Genomic DNA, 16,388 nt, shown 5'->3' on the forward strand with positions numbered 1-16,388 from the left:
CTGCCAAAGCAACACGCGGCGGCATGCGTTGCCGCCCATCACCAATTTTAATCATGTCAGAACACAAAGAGACTTCTCAAAACCCAGCCGAAGCCGCCGGGACGGAACCCAACGCCGCCGCCCCCGCTTCGCAAGCGGAACCCGCCGCTGAAAACACAGGCGCGAAAACACAGGCCGCATCGGTTGAGGACCAGGTTGCCGCCGCAAAAAAAGAGGCCGCCGCAAACTACGACCGCTACGTGCGCGCCGTCGCCGACCTCGAAAACTTCCGCCGCCGCACGCTGCGCGAAAAAGACGAGCTCCGCCAATACGCCGCCAGCCGCGTGCTCGAGGACATGTTTCCAATAATAGAAGCCCTTGCGCTTGGCCTCGACGCGGCAAAAAAGCCCGGCACCGAAATCGTGAGCGTGATCGAGGGCATGGACATGGTGCTCAACCAGATCAAGACCACGCTCGGCAAGCACGGCCTCAAGGAAATCAATCCCGGGGCCGGCGCGAAATTTGATCCGCACCAGGAGGAGGCCATCGCCATGCAACCCAGCGCGGACATCGCCGAGGGCCACGTGCTGCAAGTGTTCCGCGCCGGCTACTCGCTCAACGGCCGCGTGCTGCGGCCCGCGTCGGTGGTTGTCTCCAGCGGCAAACCCGACGAAAAAAACGAGCCCGCGCAAAGCAAGGATTGAGGCGCCCTCCGACCGTCACCCACCATTTTTCATTTCACATTATTCACTAGGCGCGAAGCGCCGTCACCATGTCCAAGGAAGATTATTACAGTTTGCTCGGCGTTGAAAAAAGCGCCTCCGAGGAAGACCTGAAAAAGGCCTACCGCAAAAAGGCCGTCCAATATCATCCTGACAAAAACCCGGGAAACAAGGAGGCGGAGGAGATGTTCAAGAAAGTCTCCGAGGCCTACGAAGTGCTCAAGGACCCGCAAAAACGCGCGGCCTACGATCGCTACGGCCACGCCGCGTTCCAGCAGGGCGGCGGAGGCGGAGGAGGCGGGTTTGGCTCGGGCGGCTTCGGCGGATTCCACGACGCGCGCGACATCTTCAACGAAGTTTTCGGCGGCATGGGCGGCGGCATGGGTGGGGATGTGTTCGAGACGTTCTTCGGCGGCGGCGGACGCAGGCGCGGACAGGACGACGGCAGGCGAGACGGCTCCGACCTGCGCTACGAACTCGAAATCACGCTCGAGGACGCAGCGCGCGGCGTTGAAAAAGACATCACATTTCGCAAGGCCATGCGCTGCGAGCATTGCAGCGGCACCGGCGCCGAGCCGGGCTCGAAGCGTGTCACATGCCCGACATGCGGCGGCGCGGGCCAGGTGCGGCGCTCCGGCGGCATCTTCACCTTCACGCAAACCTGCCCGACATGCGGCGGCTCCGGCTCGAAAATCGAAAAACCGTGCAACGTTTGCCGGGGCGAGGGTCGCGTGCCGAAAAACACCACCGTGCACATGAAAATCCCGGCCGGCGTGGACAACGGCACCCGCCTGTGCTCATACGGCCACGGCGAGGATGGAGTCAACGGAGGCAAGCCTGGCGATCTCTACGTGGATATTTCGGTGGCCGAGCACGACCACTTCCAGCGCGAAGGCGACGACCTGTATTGCGAAATTCCGATCAAGTTCACGCTCGCCGCGCTCGGCGGCTCCATCGAGGTGCCGACACTTTTTGGCAAAGTCTCGCTGAAAATCCCCGCCGGCACGCAAACCGGAAAGGTTTTCCGAGTCAGGGGACAGGGCATGCCCAACCTCCGCCACAACAGCAGCCACGGCGACCTGCTCGTGCGCGTGCAAGTGGAAGTGCCCACCTCCCTCAACTCGGAACAGCGCAAAAAGCTGGAGGAATTCGCGCAAGCCATGGGCGACCCGCACGAGCCCTCCAAGAGTTTCTTCGACAAGGCGAAGAAGTTTTTCTGACGGAATGCGCGCCCCGGCAAGTCCCCGAGAAATAGCTTTGCCATCCGCCTTTCCGTCCTGCATCCAAGCTCAAATCACGGCTCCAAAAGAAAAAGCCGTCATCCATTCACTCCTCACAGAATTCAACCTGCATGAAATTAAAACACCTCCTAATCCTCCCCGCGCTGGCCATTGCACTTGCTGCCGGACTCCACGCGCAAGAACCCGCGACTGCCGCTCCGGCCGCCGCCCCTGAAGCCGCCCCCGCGCCGCAATTCACCGATGCGCAAGTATTCGAGATGCTCGGCTGGTATGTGGCCTCGAACATGCCCGTCAACGAGCTCGAGCCCTCGCCCGAACTCGTCGAGGCAATGATCAAGGGCACGCGCAGCGGTTTCGAAGGCAAGCCCGCTCCTTACGACCAGGAAAAAATCCAGGCCGACATGCAGCGCGTCATCATGACCCGCCAAATGGCCTATCAAGCCAAGGCAAAGGCGAAGGCGGACGAAACCGCCGCGAAGTTTTTCGGCGATCTCAAGGCCAAGGCCGGCGTGGTCGCGCTGCCCAGCGGCGTGATGTATGAAGTCGTCAAGCCCGGCGAAGGCGCCTATCCGACCGCCACGGACACCGTGAAGATCAACTATGCGGGCACGCTGGTTGACGGCACCGAGTTCGACAGCTCCTACAAGCGCGGCGAACCCGCCGAGTTTTCACTGGCCGGCGTCATCCCCGGCATGGCCGAGGGGCTTCAAAAAATCAACAAAGGCGGCAAAATCAAAATCTACATCCCATCCGAGCTCGGCTACGGCGAGCGTCCGCCCCCGTCGATTCCCCCGTATGCGATATTGGTTTTCGAAGTCGAGCTGCTCGAAATCACCCCGCCGCAAGCCCCCGAGCCCGCCGCCGCAGTTCCAGCCGCCCCGGCCGCACAGTAAGGCGTGCAAAACACGCGCATTTGAAATTTCAACTGATGCAAAAACCGCCGCGATTTTCGCGGCGGTTTTTTTGACTCAATCATCCCCGGATGCCGTGGCTGCGTTGGCTTGACGGGCTGGTTCTCAACCGGGTTTGGCGTTTCCGTGTTCATTATTTTACCGGCGGCCGTTTTTCTGCGGACGCTGTTTTTTGCTTATTGCGAAACTCAAGACGCGCGCGAGTCATGCGCTCGCGAATGCCCCCTTCCGAGACGAAGGTTTTTTCGAGGCTGCTGATCTGGCGTCCCAGCAAATACCGCGCCTGATGAATGAGGCAGATGAGAATATTGGCGACGACCTCCGAGGAACGGGTTTCAAGAAACCCGCGGTATGTTCCATAGTCGTCGTTGCGAACGCGCCCGAGCTTGCGCACGAAAAGGGCCTCCCTGCTGTTTTTGTCCCAGAGCGTGAGGTCACGGGTGCGAAGGAAGTCTTCGTAATCCTCAAGCAATTCGCGCAAGCTGGCACGCGCAACATTGGTAAGTTTGATTTCAGTTTCCTTGGATGTGCCGGAAGCGTCACTGCCCTCCACGATATTTTGTTTTCCGGAGCGTGCCGCCTGCACCATCTGGTCAGTAGTGCGCCAATCCCTGTCTAGGAAACGCCTGCAAAAAAGCACGGTGCCATCGTAAATGATGACCGTTTTCGAATAACTCTTCAGGTTTTTATAGCCACCGTGTGGCGGCAAAAAGCCATCGGAATCGGCATCGGGGCAAGCGGTCATGGGGAAATGGGATAATAAGACCTCTACGACCAATAAGACCCGTGGGACAACAGAAAACGTGTCACCACCGCATCTTATCGGTCTTATGCGTCCTATTTGTCCTACCCCAAGTCCTATCGTCGCTCTCAAAACAGCGTCAGTGCGCGCACGCTTTCGACGATCACCCATGTGCCGCCCGCGCCCAGCGCCAGATACGCGACCACCTTGGCAAAACGCAACCGCCTCATGCGCGACTCGTGATGATCCGTGCTTTTGCGCGTCACACAGCCGTTTTCCGAGATAAAACTCACAAAGCCCGAATTGCGAATCGCAGTCCTCCGAATCCGCGAATTATCCACACGACCCATGCGGATCGCTGGACGGCGGAAAAGGTTTCTGAGCATTCGGAAAATCATTGCGGCGAAGACCCATTAGTAATGGACGCCTTGAGTTCATTTTTTCAACAGCAAAACTGCAAATTTTTCACTTTTTATTCAGCCTCGCTTTTGCGCATCGCCACGCGCCCGCAAAACAGCCAAACATTCCTTCCTTTTTCACGATTCAAAGGACGCAAATGCACCACTTTTCCTACACCGGATCAAACCTCCACTGCGAGTCCGTCGACCTTGCCGCCGTCGCCCAGCTCTACGGCACGCCCACCTACGTTTACAGCGCCGCCACAATGGCGGACAACTACAACCGCATCATCAACGGCCTCGGCGATCTCGACGTCCATGTGTGCTATGCCGTCAAGGCCAACTCCAGCATCGCCGTGCTCCGCCATTTCGCCAACCTCGGAGCGGGCTTCGACCTCGTCAGCGGGGGCGAACTGCGCCGCGTGCTCGCCGCCGGGGCCGGCCTCACCCACAGCGTCTTCGCCGGCGTCGGCAAATCAGAGGCCGAAATCCGCCTCGCGCTCGAATCGGGCATCCGCGCATTCCACGTTGAAAGCGAACCCGAGCTCATCCGCATCAATCACGTCGCCGGCAAACTCGGCGTAAAGGCGGCGATTTCGTTTCGCATCAATCCCGACGTTGACGCGCTCACCCACGCCAAAACCAACACCGGCAAGGCCGACAATAAATTCGGCATCCCCATCGCGCAAGCCGCGGCCGCCTACGCCGCCGCCGCCGAATATCCCAACATCGCCATCCGCGGCGTGCAAATGCACATCGGCTCGCAGCTCACCTCCATCGCCCCGTTCGTCGAGGCCACCGAAAAGCTCGCCGCGCTCGCCGAAGAACTCAAGGCGCGCCACGACATCGAATACATTTCCGTCGGCGGCGGCATCGGCATCGTCTATCAAGACGCGCTCGAAAGCGGCGCGAGCAAATGGTGGGACGACCAGCCCGAGGCCACGCGCCCCATCACGCCCGAATCCTACGGCGCCGCGCTCGCGCCGATCTTGAAGCCGCTCGGCCTGAAAGTCCTCGTCGAACCCGGGCGCTTCATGGTGGGCAACGCCGGCGTGCTCCTCGCCCAGGTCGAATACCTCAAGCGCGGCCAGGGGAAAAACTTCCTCATCCTCGACGCCGGCATGAACGACCTCATGCGCCCCGCGATGTATGACAGCTACCACCAAGTCGTCCCGCTCCGCCGCAACACATCGCGCCCCGCCATCACCGCCGATATCGTCGGCCCCATTTGCGAAACCGGCGACTGCTTCGCCAAAGACCGCGACATCCAACAACTCGGCGAAGGCGAGCACGTCGCCTTCATGAGCGCCGGCGCCTACGGTTACACGATGGCCAGCCGCTACAACTCGCGCTGCATGCCCGCCGAGGTCCTCGTGCACGGCGCGACGTTCGACCTCATCAACGCCCGCGAAACTTTCGACAACATGATCGCCGGCGAAAACATCCCGGCATTCCTGAAGTAAGCCGCGCACGGCTCCCGCCGCTTGCGTCCTTGTTCGCAATTTGTAATCCGTAGCCTGTAACTTTCACACCGATGCCGAAACTCACCACGCACACACTTCGCAAACTCAAGGGCAAACAACCCATCGTCGCCGTCACTGCCTACGACGCGATCACGGCGCGCTACGCCAGCGAAGCCGGGGTGGACATCATCCTCATCGGCGACTCCGTGGGCAACACCATGCTCGGCTTTGAAACCACGGTGCCGGTGACGCTCGACATGATGTGCCATCACGCCGCCGCCGTCACACGCGCGCGCCCCGAGGCGCTCGTCGCCGTCGACCTCCCCTTCGCCGAGGCGCACTACGGGCACGACCGCCTGCTCGCCTCATGCCAGCGCCTCATGCAGGAAACCGGGGTCGATGCCATAAAAATCGAAGGCGGCGCCGAGCTCGCCCCCGCCGTCGCGCGCATCATCGCAGCCGGCATTCCCGTGTGGGGTCACATCGGCCTCAAGCCGCAGCAAGTCCTCGCGCTTGGCCGCTACAAGAAATTCGGATCCACCCCCGAAGAAACCGAATCGCTAATCGCCGACGCGCGCGCGCTCGAAAAAGCGGGCGCGTTCGCGCTCCTTCTCGAACTCACCGACCACGAAGCCGCGCGCAAAATCACCGAGGCCGTCGGCATCCCCATCATCGGAATCGGAGCCGGGCCGCACTGCGACGGGCAAGTCCTCGTCGCGCCCGATCTCCTCGGGCTCACGCCCGGCTATGTGCCCTCGTTCGCGCATAAATTCGCCGACGCCGCCGCGCAATACCGCCAGGGTTTCGCCGACTACGCCGCCGCCGTCCGCGGGAAAAAATTCCCGCAATAAACATCCCGGGCGGCACCTTTTTGTTGCCGTTTCCATTTCCGCGTCCTGAACTCACGTTTTCACTTTTCTCAATCCGCACGCCGCCCTGTCCCACACGATGTCCTCCACCTACCAAGTCATAGCCCGCAAGTGGCGCCCGCAGACATTCGACGATGTCGTCGGGCAGGACCATGTCGTGCGAACCCTCAAAAACGCCATCGCGCGCAATCGCATCGCGCACGCCTACCTCTTTGTCGGCCCCCGCGGCACGGGCAAGACATCCACCGCGCGCATCTTCGCCAAGGCCCTCAACTGCACCGACGGCCCGAAGGCCGACTTTGATCCCAACGATCCCGCGTGCAAATCCATCGCCGACGGCTCGCACCTCGACGTCATTGAAATCGACGGCGCCTCAAACAACGGCGTGGACCAGGTCCGCGATCTTCGCGAAACCGTGCAATACGCGCCCGCGCAGGGAAAATTCAAAATCTACATCATCGACGAGGTGCACATGCTCTCGACCGCCGCGTTCAACGCGCTGCTCAAAACCCTCGAGGAGCCGCCGCCGCACGTCAAATTTGTCTTTGCCACCACCGACCCGCAAAAAGTTCTCCCCACCATCGTCTCCCGCTGCCAGCGCTTCGACCTGAAGCCCATCCCGAACGACCTCATCATCCAGCGTCTCAAACAAATCGGCGACGAGGAAAAAATTAAAGCCTCCGACGCCGCCTACGAGTGCATCGCCCGCATGGCCGACGGCGGCATGCGCGACGCGCAATCCATCTTTGACCAGATGATTTCCTTTTGCGGCAACGACATCGAGGAATCGGATGTGCTCGACGTTTACGGCCTCGTCTCGGGCGAAAAAATCGCCGCGCTTGCCGCCGCGCTCGCCGCCGGCGACCACCAAAAACTCATCGCCATCATCGACGAGTGCGACCATCAGGGCCGCGACCTCGTGCGCCTCCTCAGCGACCTGCAAGCCGTCGTCCGCAACGCCCTCATCGACGCCATCGCCAAAGGCGGTTACAGCGAGCAACTCGGCGGCGTCAAAATGACCACCGAGCAAATCACCCGCCTCCTCGACGGACTCCGCGAGGGCGAGGGCGCGGTCAAGCTCGGCCTCGCTGAAAAAATCAATTTCGAAGTCACCCTCCTCAAGGCGATCGAGGCGAGCCGCGCGCGCGCAATCGATTCGCTCATCAAGGAACTCACCGAGCTCGCGGGGAAAAGCCCCGCCCCGGAAACGCCCGCCTCAAGCGCGGCCGATTCCAACAGCGAAAAAAAAAAGACCTGATTGAGACGCTTGAGTCGCGCCTCGCCGTCGCGCTCGCGGATTACAACGAAAAGGCGCGCCGCGACCGCGAAAAAAGCGCCGCCATGCCCTTCATCGCCGGCAACCTCGGGGGCGGCACCCTTGCAAACAAAGTCGCAAACCAAATCGAGGAAACCCGCGCCGCGTCCGAACTCGCCGACGCCGAGGACGCCGCGCCGCCCTACGCGCAGGAAAACACCGGCGATTATGCGACCGCGACCGACGCCGGCAATTATGACGACGACGCCCCGCCGTGGCTCGACACCGCGGCCGAGCAAGCCTACCTCGCCGATCAAGCAGCCGCCGCATCCGCGATGTCCTCCGCAAACTCCGGCGAAGACCCTGATGAGCAGGACGCATCCGGACTTCCCTCGCTCGACAGCCTCAAGGCGCGCATTCCCGCCGAAACACTCGAGGTGCTCGAAACATTCTTCCGCGCCAAGTTCACAACCGTGCGCAAAATCCCCAAGAAGCTGATCAAGTGAATTGCGCTTGCGCCCGGGAGCGCGGGCATCCTGCCCGCAATACGCCGCGCCGGACAAAACTCCTTTAAGCCTGCGGGCAAGATGCCCGCGCCCCCGGGCGCAATGCGTTCTTCTAACTCTGCAAAATTCTGGGATGCGTCCCGGTCGCACTCGTGTTTTATTTCCGCATTGCGGCACGGGGCGGATTTGTCAGCATTTCAAATTCTTTTCCCATGAGAACCCTCGCCAAAACACTCTCCCTTGTTGCCGCGCTGTGCGTGTTTGCAGCCACCGCAGCCACGCTCTCCGCGCAGGACATCGCCCTTCCCTCCCCGCAAAAAACCGGCGGCATGCCGCTCATGGACGCGCTCGCGAAGCGCTCCACTTCGCGCAGCTTCGATTCCAAGCGCGAGCTTTCGCAGCAACAACTTTCCAACCTCCTCTGGGCCGCGTGGGGCGTCAACCGCGGTGACGGCAGGCGCACCGCGCCCTCGGCAAACAACAAGCAGGAAATCGACATCTACGTGCTCCTCAAGCAGGGCGCGTATCGCTACGACGCCAAGGCCCACTCGCTCGTCGCCGTCGCCGCCGGCAAGGACGTTCGCGAGCTCGGCGGCTCGCAAGCCTTTGTAAAGGACGCGCCCGTCACGCTCGTGCTCGTCGCCGACCTCTCGAAACTTTCGCAAAAAACCGAGGCCGCGAAACGCGAAGTCGCCGCGGCCAACGCCGGATTCATTTCCCAAAACATCTGCCTCCACTGCGCCTCCGAGGGACTTGCCACCGGGGCGCGCATGTCGATCGACCGCGAAAAACTCGCCCCCGCGATTTCCCTCAAAAAAACGCAATGGGCCGTCATCGCCAACTCTGTCGGCTACGCGAAAAAATAAATCTCAACAAAACAATCCACCCATCATTTCCATGAAAAAAAACTCCGCAAAATCCGCATCCAAAACCCAATCCGCCGCGCCCGCGACGAATGACTCAAACGCCTCGCCAAAGGTAAAGTTCTTCAGCGGCGAGCACATTCCGCTCGAGCTGCACAAGGTGCGCGTCGTGCAAAAGCTCCACCTCGTGCCCGTCGAGCGCCGCCTCGCCGCCATGCAGGAGGCCGGCTTCAACACCTTCCAGCTTCAAACCAAGGACGTCTTCCTCGACATGCTCACCGACTCCGGTGTGAACGCCATGAGCGACAACCAGATCGCCGCCATGATGCAGGCCGACGACGCCTACGCCGGCTCGCAAAGCTTCGCCCGCCTCCAGTCCGCCGTCGAGGAGGTGTTCGGCAAAAAATACCTTCTTCCCGCGCACCAGGGCCGCGCCTGCGAAAACATCCTCGCGCAACATTTCGTGAAACCCAACAGCGTCATCCCGATGAACTACCACTTCACGACGACGCTCGCGCACATCACGCGCAACGGCGGGCGCATCGTGGAAATCCTCAGCGACGACGCGCTCAAAATCAAAAGCACAAACCCGTTCAAGGGAAACATCGACATCGCCAAGCTCGAGGCGTCCATCGCCACGCACGGCGCGGGCAACATCCCCTTCATCCGCATGGAGGCCTCGACCAATCTCATCGGCGGCCAGCCCTTCTCAATCGCCAACATGCGCGCCGTGCGCGCCATCGCGAAGAAGCACGGCATCCTGCTCGTGCTCGACGCGAGCCTCATCGGTGAGAACGCCTATTTCGTCAAGCAGCGCGAGGCGGAGTTCAAGAACGCCAGCGTCGCAAAAATCCTCCTCACAATGTGCGACCTCGCCGACATCGTTTATTTCTCGGCGCGCAAAGTCAGCTCGTCGCGCGGCGGCGGCATCTGCTCGAACAACAAGGAAATCATCGACCAGATGAAAAACCTCGTCGTGCTCTTCGAGGGCTTCCTCACCTACGGCGGCATCTCGGTGCGCGAAATCGAGTCGATGGCGGTCGGCCTGCGCGAGACGACCGACGAGACGGTCATGTCGCAAAGCCCGCTCTTCATCGAGTATCTCGTGGGCCGCCTTGAGAAGCTCGGCATCCCCGTGGTCACGCCCGCCGGCGGCCTCGGCTGCCACGTCGACGCGATGGGTTTCGTGCCGCACATCCCGCAAAAGGATTATCCCGCCGGCGCGCTCGCCACCGCGTTCTACATCGCCTCCGGCGTGCGCGGCATGGAGCGCGGCACGATGTCCAGCGTGCGCGATGTGCACGGCCACGACATCCTCGCCGACGCCGAGCTGCTGCGCCTCGCTATGCCGCGCCGCGTCTTCACGCTCTCGCAAGTGAAGTATGTCGAGGACCGTCTCGCCTGGCTCTACAAGAACCGCAACCTGATCGGCGGAATCCATTTCGTTGAGGAGCCGACGGTGCTGCGTTTCTTCAACGGCCGCCTCGCCGCCAACAGCGACTGGCCGCAAAAACTCGCCGCCAAGTTCCGCCAAGATTTCGGCGACAGCTTGTAACACCTTTTACGAGTGAGTTTCAGGCCTTAGCGGATAAGGCGCGCTCGCCGGGCGCGCCGGGAACCGCGGGAATCAAACACGGCGGTTGGCGACATTCTGCCAGCCGCCCTGCCTAAAAATGCGGCAGAAACTGTTACTCCGCGTAAAACTTATACACGCATTCCTGCGTGTAGATTTCTCCGGGACGCAGCACGGTGGAGGGGAAATTTTTCTGGTTCGGGCTGTCGGGGAAATGTTGCGTTTCAAAACAAAACGCGGTGCGCGCATCATACGTTTTGCCACCCTTGCCCTTGAGCGAGGCGTTCAGAAAATTGCCGCCGTAGAATTGCATGCCGGGCTCGGTCGTGCGCACTTCGAGCACGCGGCCGCTTTTGGGCTCGGTGATTTTGGCCGCGAATTGGAGGCCGTCGCCTGATTTTTTCAGCACCCAGTTGTGGTCGTAACCGGCGCCGTTTTTGAGCTGCTCAAAGTCGGCGTCGACACGCGCGCCGATGACGGTCGGCTGGCGAAAATCCATCGGCGTGCCGGCGACCGAAGCAATCTCCCCCGTGGGAATCAACGCACTGCTCACGGGAGTGTAGTTGTCGGCGTTGATTGTGAGGATGTGGTCGTTGACGCTGCCGTTGCCCGCGCCGTGCAAGTTGAAGAACGAGTGATGCGTGAGGTTGATGACCGTGGGTTTGTCGGTGGTGGCGCGATAGCTGATTTTGAGTTCGTCGTCGTCCGTGAGCGCGTAGGTCATCGTCACGTCGAGATTGCCGGGGAAGCCCTGGTCGCCGTCTTTCGAGAGCAGGCGAAATTCAACCGTGGCCGGATTGACCTGCCGCGCATCCCATACGATGGACTGAAACCCGCCCGGCCCGCCATGGAGGGCGTTGGGGGCGTTGTTGATCGGGATGGTGTATTCGACGCCGTCGAGTGTGAATTTACCGTTGGCAATGCGGTTGCCGAAACGGCCGATGGCCGCGCCGAAATACGGCTCCTTCGAGTCGATGTAATCCTGCACGCTTTCGTAGCCGAGGACGATGTCCTCCATGTTGCCGCCGCGATCGGGCACGAGCCACGACACAATGCGCGCACCGTAATTCATGGCGCATATTTCGACGCCCTTATTGTTGCGCATGACAAACAGGTCCGCCTGTTTGCCGCCGATTTGTTTTTGAAAGTTGGAGCGTTGCAATGCCGGCATGGGAATGAGGGATTAAAGGAAGTGAATGGGCGGCTGGCAGTTGCGCCGGCCGTAAAGAATTATCAGCGGCATGATCGCGTTTTTCATGGTGTCACGGCAATAGCGTTTATGCGTTCACGCGGTTCTGCCGTTTCGGGAAAAACTGTGCGCCCGCTCCGACCGCTGGCTTTCCGATCCGCTCAGTTTTTCAACCCCTCGGCCTTTTTCACTTTGCGGCGGGCGAGTTCGCGCATGTCGACGGCGACGTCGTCTTTTTCGAAAATCTCGTGGCCGAGGATGTGCTCCATGATGTCCTCCATCGTCACGACGCCGGCGGTGGAGCCGAACTCATCAACGACGACGAGAAGTTGCTGGTGGACTTTGAGGATGGTTTGGAGGGCGCTGGAGGCGGTGACGGTTTCGGGGACAAAGTGCGCCTCCTGCATGAGGCGTCCGACGAGTTCGCTGTCCTGGTCGGCGGCCTTGGCCTTGAGGAGGTCGCGGCGGCGGATGATGCCGACGATGTCGTCGATGTTTTTGTCGTAGACGGGCATGCGGCCGAAAGGGATGTTGGAGCGGGTCTTGAAGACTTCGCCAACGGTGGCGTCGCGGGGAAGCATGGCGACGACGGTGCGCGGAGTCATGATTTCGCCGACGCGCACTTCGTCGAGCGAAAGGGTGTTGGCGATGATGTCGGACTCGTGATGGGTGATCGCGCCCTGTTGCGCGCCACGCTCGGCGAGGAGGATGATCTCGTCGTCCGACGTTCTGCTGGGCGCGGGTTTTTTGATAAAGAGCCGGAGGACAAGGTTGCAGAAATAGGTGACGGGGCGCAGCACGCGGCAGAGCGTGAGCAGCGGATAAACCATGACCGGCTGGAGTTTTACGCGATGAATAACGCCGATGTTTTTGGGAATGACCTCGGAAAAGATGAGGATGCAGATGGTGAGGAGGACGGAGACGACGCCGACGACGGTGCTGTTGAAGAGGTGCGCGGCGAGACCGCCCACGATGACGGAACCGAGGGTGTTGGCGATGGTGTTGAGGGAGAGGATTGCGGAGATGGTTTCGTCGGAGTTTTTGAGTTTCTCAAGGGTTTCGCCGTGGCGGGGGCTTTTGGCTTTGAGCGCCTCGATTTCGATGACGTTGGTGCTGAGAATCATCGCTTCAAGCATGGAGCAAAAAAAGGAGATGCCTATGGTGAGAACGATGGCGGTTATAAACCAGATCATGCGGGCAACTGAAACAACCTTGGTGTGCCGCGCCAAGATCGTTTCGGCGCGCCGCGGGTTTATGTTGGGGGACCGTGCGTGAAAATTTGAAAAATCGCGGCGAACGGCCGGCTTGTTTGACTTGTTTGATAGAGTGGCATTTCCTTCCTTTTGAAGCAATGAATCCCGCAATTAACGATGTTTCCAATGTGATCGAGGCAGCCCCTCTTTTCGCCAACGCGCCAGCGGCGTTGGGCGGAACGGGAAGCGAAGAGCCCGGCGAGTTTTTGCCCGCCGCGCTGGAGACCGAAATCCGCAGGATTTACGAACGCAGCCCGCTTTACGGGAGGCGGTTCGCGCTGGGCGGGGACCCGTTGTCGTGGGAGTGGTATCGGGACGTGCCGGCGCTTTCCAAGCAGGAGATCGTGCGGCACGGGCACGAGGCGTTTTTCGAGGACTACCGTGTGATTGAGCGGGGGTTGCAGGAGAAAAAATTTGAATACGAATCGACCTCCGGCACGACCGCCGGGCCGATGACCGTCATCATGGAGGACGGTTGGTGGAACGAGCAGACGCGGCGCGCGTATCGGGCGCATCCGCTGCTCGCGCCGTTCGCCGACACGCCGCATCGCAAGTGCGTGCTGGCGCCGGTTGGATGCTCGTCGAATCTGTGCCCGTATGAGGATCATCCGTTTCCGAACCGGTATTTCGACGGCACGGTTTACCTGAATCTTTCGAGCGATCCGTTTGTGTTTCCCGAGGCGGAATGGGACCGGATCGTCACGGAGTTGCAGGCGGTGAAACCCGACATCATCGAGGGAGAGCCGATTTATTTGTCGCTGCTGGCGCGCGCGGTGAAAAAACGCCAGGTGTCGGTGCCGAGCGTGAAAGTGGTCATCCTCACCTACGGCAAGGCGAGCCTGCAGCACAGTCGCCGCGTCGCGGAGGCGTTTCCCGCGCCGCAGGTCGATCTCTACGGCTCGACTGAGGCGGGTTATATTTTTGTCGGCACGGCGTTCAAGGACGACTCGCGCGTGATCGATGAAAACGCATTCGTGGAGCTGGCGCCGTATCGCGGCACGCCGGATGTTTTCCAGATTTACGTGACGACGCGCGGGCGCGAGGCGATGCCGCTGTTGCGCTACCACACGGGCGACATCGTGCGGCGTTGCGCGCAAGGCTACCGGCTGCTGGGGCGCGAGGGCGGGCTGTATTTCCGCGAAAGCGACGGCGCGATCATTTCGCCGACGGAAATCGACGCGGCCATACCGGCGGATTTCGAGTGCTGGCACTACAGCCTCGTGCAAACGGGCGACGCGCGCTGGGATTTCCACTACGTGGCGGACGGCCACGCGCCGAAAGACCTCGACACGGCGCTCGCGGCGGCGCTGGGCGGCGGTGCTCGAGTGAATTTGTTCCGCCGCCGCACGATAACACCCGCCGCAAGCGGGAAATTCGCCCTGCTGAAACCCCTGGCGAGGTAGGAAAATTTCCAAAACGCAAGATTGACCGCAGTGGGCGGGTGGTCGTTATTCTCGCGCGTCCCGGCTTTTATTTGCAACGACACGACAACACACACATGGATGCGCGCAACACACCTGAAATCATAATCCATGGCATCGCCGCGTCACCAGGCATCGCCCACGGGCAGATACTCCTCCACATCCAAAGCGACTTGGAGCTGCCGGAATACCAGATAAGCCCCGAACAGCGCGCGGAGGAGATGGAGCGTTTCGACAGGGCGCTGGTCGCCACGCGCCAGCAGATCCAGCAAATCAGGAACGAGGTTGAAAAAAACCTGGGGACGGACGAGGCGCGCATATTCGACGCGCACCTGCTCGTGCTCGAGGACGTGGCCCTGATCGGCGAAACCGAGCGCGAGTTCGAGACGAGCTCAAAAAACATCGAGTGGTGCTTCAACAATGTCGTGCAGCGCTACATCAAGGCATTTTCGGAAATCGACGACGAATACCTGGGCGAGCGCGCGGGCGACATACGCGACGTGGCGCAGCGCGTCCTGCAAAACCTGCTCGGCCGCGCGCAACAGACACTGAACAATTTTCCCGGCAACCGCGTCGTGGTTGCCAACGACGTTTCTCCGTCGGACGCCGTCGGCATGGATCGCGACAAAGTCCTCGCCATCGTCACCGACTCGGGCAGCCGCACGAGCCACGCGGTGATCGTGGCCCGCACGATGCGCGTGCCGGCGGTCGTGGCCACGCGCGACCTGACCAAGCGCATCGTCGAGGGCGACTCCGTGCTGGTCGACGGTTATGAGGGCACGGTCATCATCAACCCTTCCGACAAGACGCTGTATCGCTACGGAAAAATCCAGGTCACGCGGAAAAGCGTGGAGCAGCGCATGCTCGACGCGGTCAGCCTTCCGTCGGTCACACAGGACGGCGTGGAAGTGATTTTGCGCGCAAACATCGAGGGCATTAACAGCGCCGAGCTGGACATGGCCCGCCGCTATTCCGCGCAGGGCGTCGGACTTTATCGCACGGAGTTTCTGTATATGCAGGAATCGCGAATGCCCAGCGAGGAGGAGCAATACCGCGCATACAAGGCCGTGGTCGAAAACATGGCCGGCGAGATTGTGACCATCCGCACGCTCGACCTCGGCGGCGACAAGCTGATGAACGGGAAATCGGGGCTGTTTCCGATGGAGGCGAACCCATTCCTCGGGATGCGCGCCATCCGATTCTGCCTCGAGCACAAGGAGATTTTCAAAAATCAGCTGCGCGCGATCCTGCGGGCGAGCGCGCACGGCAGGGTGCTGCTCATGTATCCCATGATCAGCGGCACCGGGGAACTCGACGACGCGAACAAGTTGCTCGACGAATGCCGCGCGGAGCTGCGGGAAAAGGGAGTCGCCTTCGATGAAAAAATGCCCGTCGGCACGATGATCGAGGTTCCGAGCGCGGCGACCACGGCGGACATACTCGCGCCCAAGGCGGACTTTTTCAGCATCGGCACGAACGACCTGATTCAATACCTGCTCGCGATCGACCGCAGCAACGAGCGCATCGCGCACCTATACAAACCCGCGCATCCATCGGTGCTGCGGATGCTGAGCTACGTTGTCGAACAGGCGCACAAGGCGAAAATCAAGGTGAGCGTGTGCGGCGAAATGGCGGGCGACCCCCTTTATGTGCCGCTCCTGCTCGGCATCGGCGTGGACGAATTGAGCATGGCCTCGTCGCTGATCCCGGCGGTGAAATACCTCGTGCGCGCGATGAAAATGTCGGACGCGAAAAAACTCGTCCACGAGGCGTCGAAAATGGACAACGCCGCCAAGATCACCGCGCTCTGCAACGCCTTCTACAACGCGCGCATGGCGGAGGCGTGACGGGGCGGGGCGGCCCGCAAGCACGGAGGATTCCGCCGCCCGGGCGGCATCCGGAGCCCCGGACAGCACCGCTCCCCGCGCCCCCCCGCCCGATTTGGCGCGGCAACTACGCGGTTGTATTATTCGAATGTTTTCAAACAATACCGGTTTCTCACG

15 protein-coding genes are annotated in these 16,388 nt (G+C 61.0%); 11 read left to right on the forward strand and 4 right to left on the reverse strand.

What is annotated here, in order from left to right:
* Positions 1 to 53: 53 nt before the first annotated feature.
* From CKA38_RS03040 to CKA38_RS03050, 3 genes are all read left to right on the forward strand, one after another.
* Entirely contained in the window at positions 54 to 683 is a 630-nt protein-coding gene (locus CKA38_RS03040) for a nucleotide exchange factor GrpE (RefSeq protein ID WP_108824176.1), read from the forward strand.
* A gap of 68 nt (positions 684 to 751) precedes the next feature.
* Positions 752 to 1,921 (forward strand): molecular chaperone DnaJ, encoded by a 1,170-nt coding sequence (gene dnaJ / locus CKA38_RS03045; protein WP_108824177.1) that lies wholly within the window; start codon positions 752 to 754, stop codon positions 1,919 to 1,921.
* Positions 1,922 to 2,052: 131 nt separating this feature from the next.
* Positions 2,053 to 2,835 (forward strand): FKBP-type peptidyl-prolyl cis-trans isomerase, encoded by a 783-nt coding sequence (locus CKA38_RS03050; RefSeq protein WP_108824178.1) that lies wholly within the window; start codon positions 2,053 to 2,055, stop codon positions 2,833 to 2,835.
* A gap of 151 nt (positions 2,836 to 2,986) precedes the next feature.
* Here the strand turns inward: CKA38_RS03050 and CKA38_RS03055 are convergent, their stop codons facing one another.
* Positions 2,987 to 3,598 carry a four helix bundle suffix domain-containing protein gene (locus CKA38_RS03055; RefSeq protein ID WP_108824179.1) on the reverse strand — a complete coding sequence of 204 codons (612 nt, stop codon included), beginning with the start codon at positions 3,596 to 3,598 and terminating at the stop codon, positions 2,987 to 2,989.
* 125 nt (positions 3,599 to 3,723) lie between these two features.
* Complete coding sequence (locus CKA38_RS03060; protein ID WP_236919131.1) at positions 3,724 to 3,981, reverse strand: hypothetical protein; 258 nt, start codon at positions 3,979 to 3,981, stop codon at positions 3,724 to 3,726.
* Positions 3,982 to 4,151: 170 nt separating this feature from the next.
* Between CKA38_RS03060 and lysA the strand changes: the two genes are divergently transcribed.
* From lysA to CKA38_RS03090, 6 genes are all read left to right on the forward strand, one after another.
* Positions 4,152 to 5,456: a diaminopimelate decarboxylase gene (gene lysA, locus CKA38_RS03065; RefSeq protein ID WP_108826374.1), complete on the forward strand. Its 1,305-nt coding sequence runs from the start codon at positions 4,152 to 4,154 to the stop codon at positions 5,454 to 5,456.
* 71 nt (positions 5,457 to 5,527) lie between these two features.
* Positions 5,528 to 6,307, forward strand: coding sequence for a 3-methyl-2-oxobutanoate hydroxymethyltransferase (gene panB / locus CKA38_RS03070; protein ID WP_108824180.1), 780 nt, complete (start codon positions 5,528 to 5,530; stop codon positions 6,305 to 6,307).
* Positions 6,308 to 6,404: 97 nt separating this feature from the next.
* A complete protein-coding gene (gene dnaX, locus CKA38_RS03075; RefSeq protein WP_108824181.1) occupies positions 6,405 to 7,583 on the forward strand; it encodes a DNA polymerase III subunit gamma/tau in 1,179 nt (392 codons plus the stop codon).
* 83 nt (positions 7,584 to 7,666) lie between these two features.
* Positions 7,667 to 8,086, forward strand: coding sequence for a hypothetical protein (locus tag CKA38_RS03080; RefSeq protein WP_108824182.1), 420 nt, complete (start codon positions 7,667 to 7,669; stop codon positions 8,084 to 8,086).
* A gap of 212 nt (positions 8,087 to 8,298) precedes the next feature.
* Positions 8,299 to 8,952, forward strand: a complete 654-nt coding sequence (locus CKA38_RS03085; protein ID WP_108826375.1) for a SagB/ThcOx family dehydrogenase — start codon at positions 8,299 to 8,301, stop codon at positions 8,950 to 8,952.
* A gap of 31 nt (positions 8,953 to 8,983) precedes the next feature.
* Positions 8,984 to 10,504 (forward strand): tryptophanase, encoded by a 1,521-nt coding sequence (locus CKA38_RS03090; protein WP_108824183.1) that lies wholly within the window; start codon positions 8,984 to 8,986, stop codon positions 10,502 to 10,504.
* A 133-nt stretch (positions 10,505 to 10,637) separates the two neighbouring features.
* Here the strand turns inward: CKA38_RS03090 and CKA38_RS03095 are convergent, their stop codons facing one another.
* Positions 10,638 to 11,693: an aldose epimerase family protein gene (locus CKA38_RS03095; RefSeq protein WP_108824184.1), complete on the reverse strand. Its 1,056-nt coding sequence runs from the start codon at positions 11,691 to 11,693 to the stop codon at positions 10,638 to 10,640.
* A 179-nt stretch (positions 11,694 to 11,872) separates the two neighbouring features.
* Positions 11,873 to 12,904, reverse strand: coding sequence for a hemolysin family protein (locus CKA38_RS03100; RefSeq protein WP_108826376.1), 1,032 nt, complete (start codon positions 12,902 to 12,904; stop codon positions 11,873 to 11,875).
* 158 nt (positions 12,905 to 13,062) lie between these two features.
* On the opposite strand from CKA38_RS03100, the gene CKA38_RS03105 reads away from it, so the two are divergent.
* The gene (locus CKA38_RS03105) at positions 13,063 to 14,367 is read left to right on the forward strand and encodes a phenylacetate--CoA ligase family protein (RefSeq protein ID WP_236919132.1); all 1,305 of its coding nucleotides are present in this window, start codon (positions 13,063 to 13,065) and stop codon (positions 14,365 to 14,367) included.
* A 95-nt stretch (positions 14,368 to 14,462) separates the two neighbouring features.
* Positions 14,463 to 16,232, forward strand: coding sequence for a phosphoenolpyruvate--protein phosphotransferase (gene ptsP / locus CKA38_RS03110; RefSeq protein WP_108826378.1), 1,770 nt, complete (start codon positions 14,463 to 14,465; stop codon positions 16,230 to 16,232).
* Positions 16,233 to 16,388: the final 156 nt, after the last annotated feature.

The organism is Ereboglobus luteus (assembly GCF_003096195.1).
GTDB classification, from domain to species: domain Bacteria; phylum Verrucomicrobiota; class Verrucomicrobiia; order Opitutales; family Opitutaceae; genus Ereboglobus; species Ereboglobus luteus.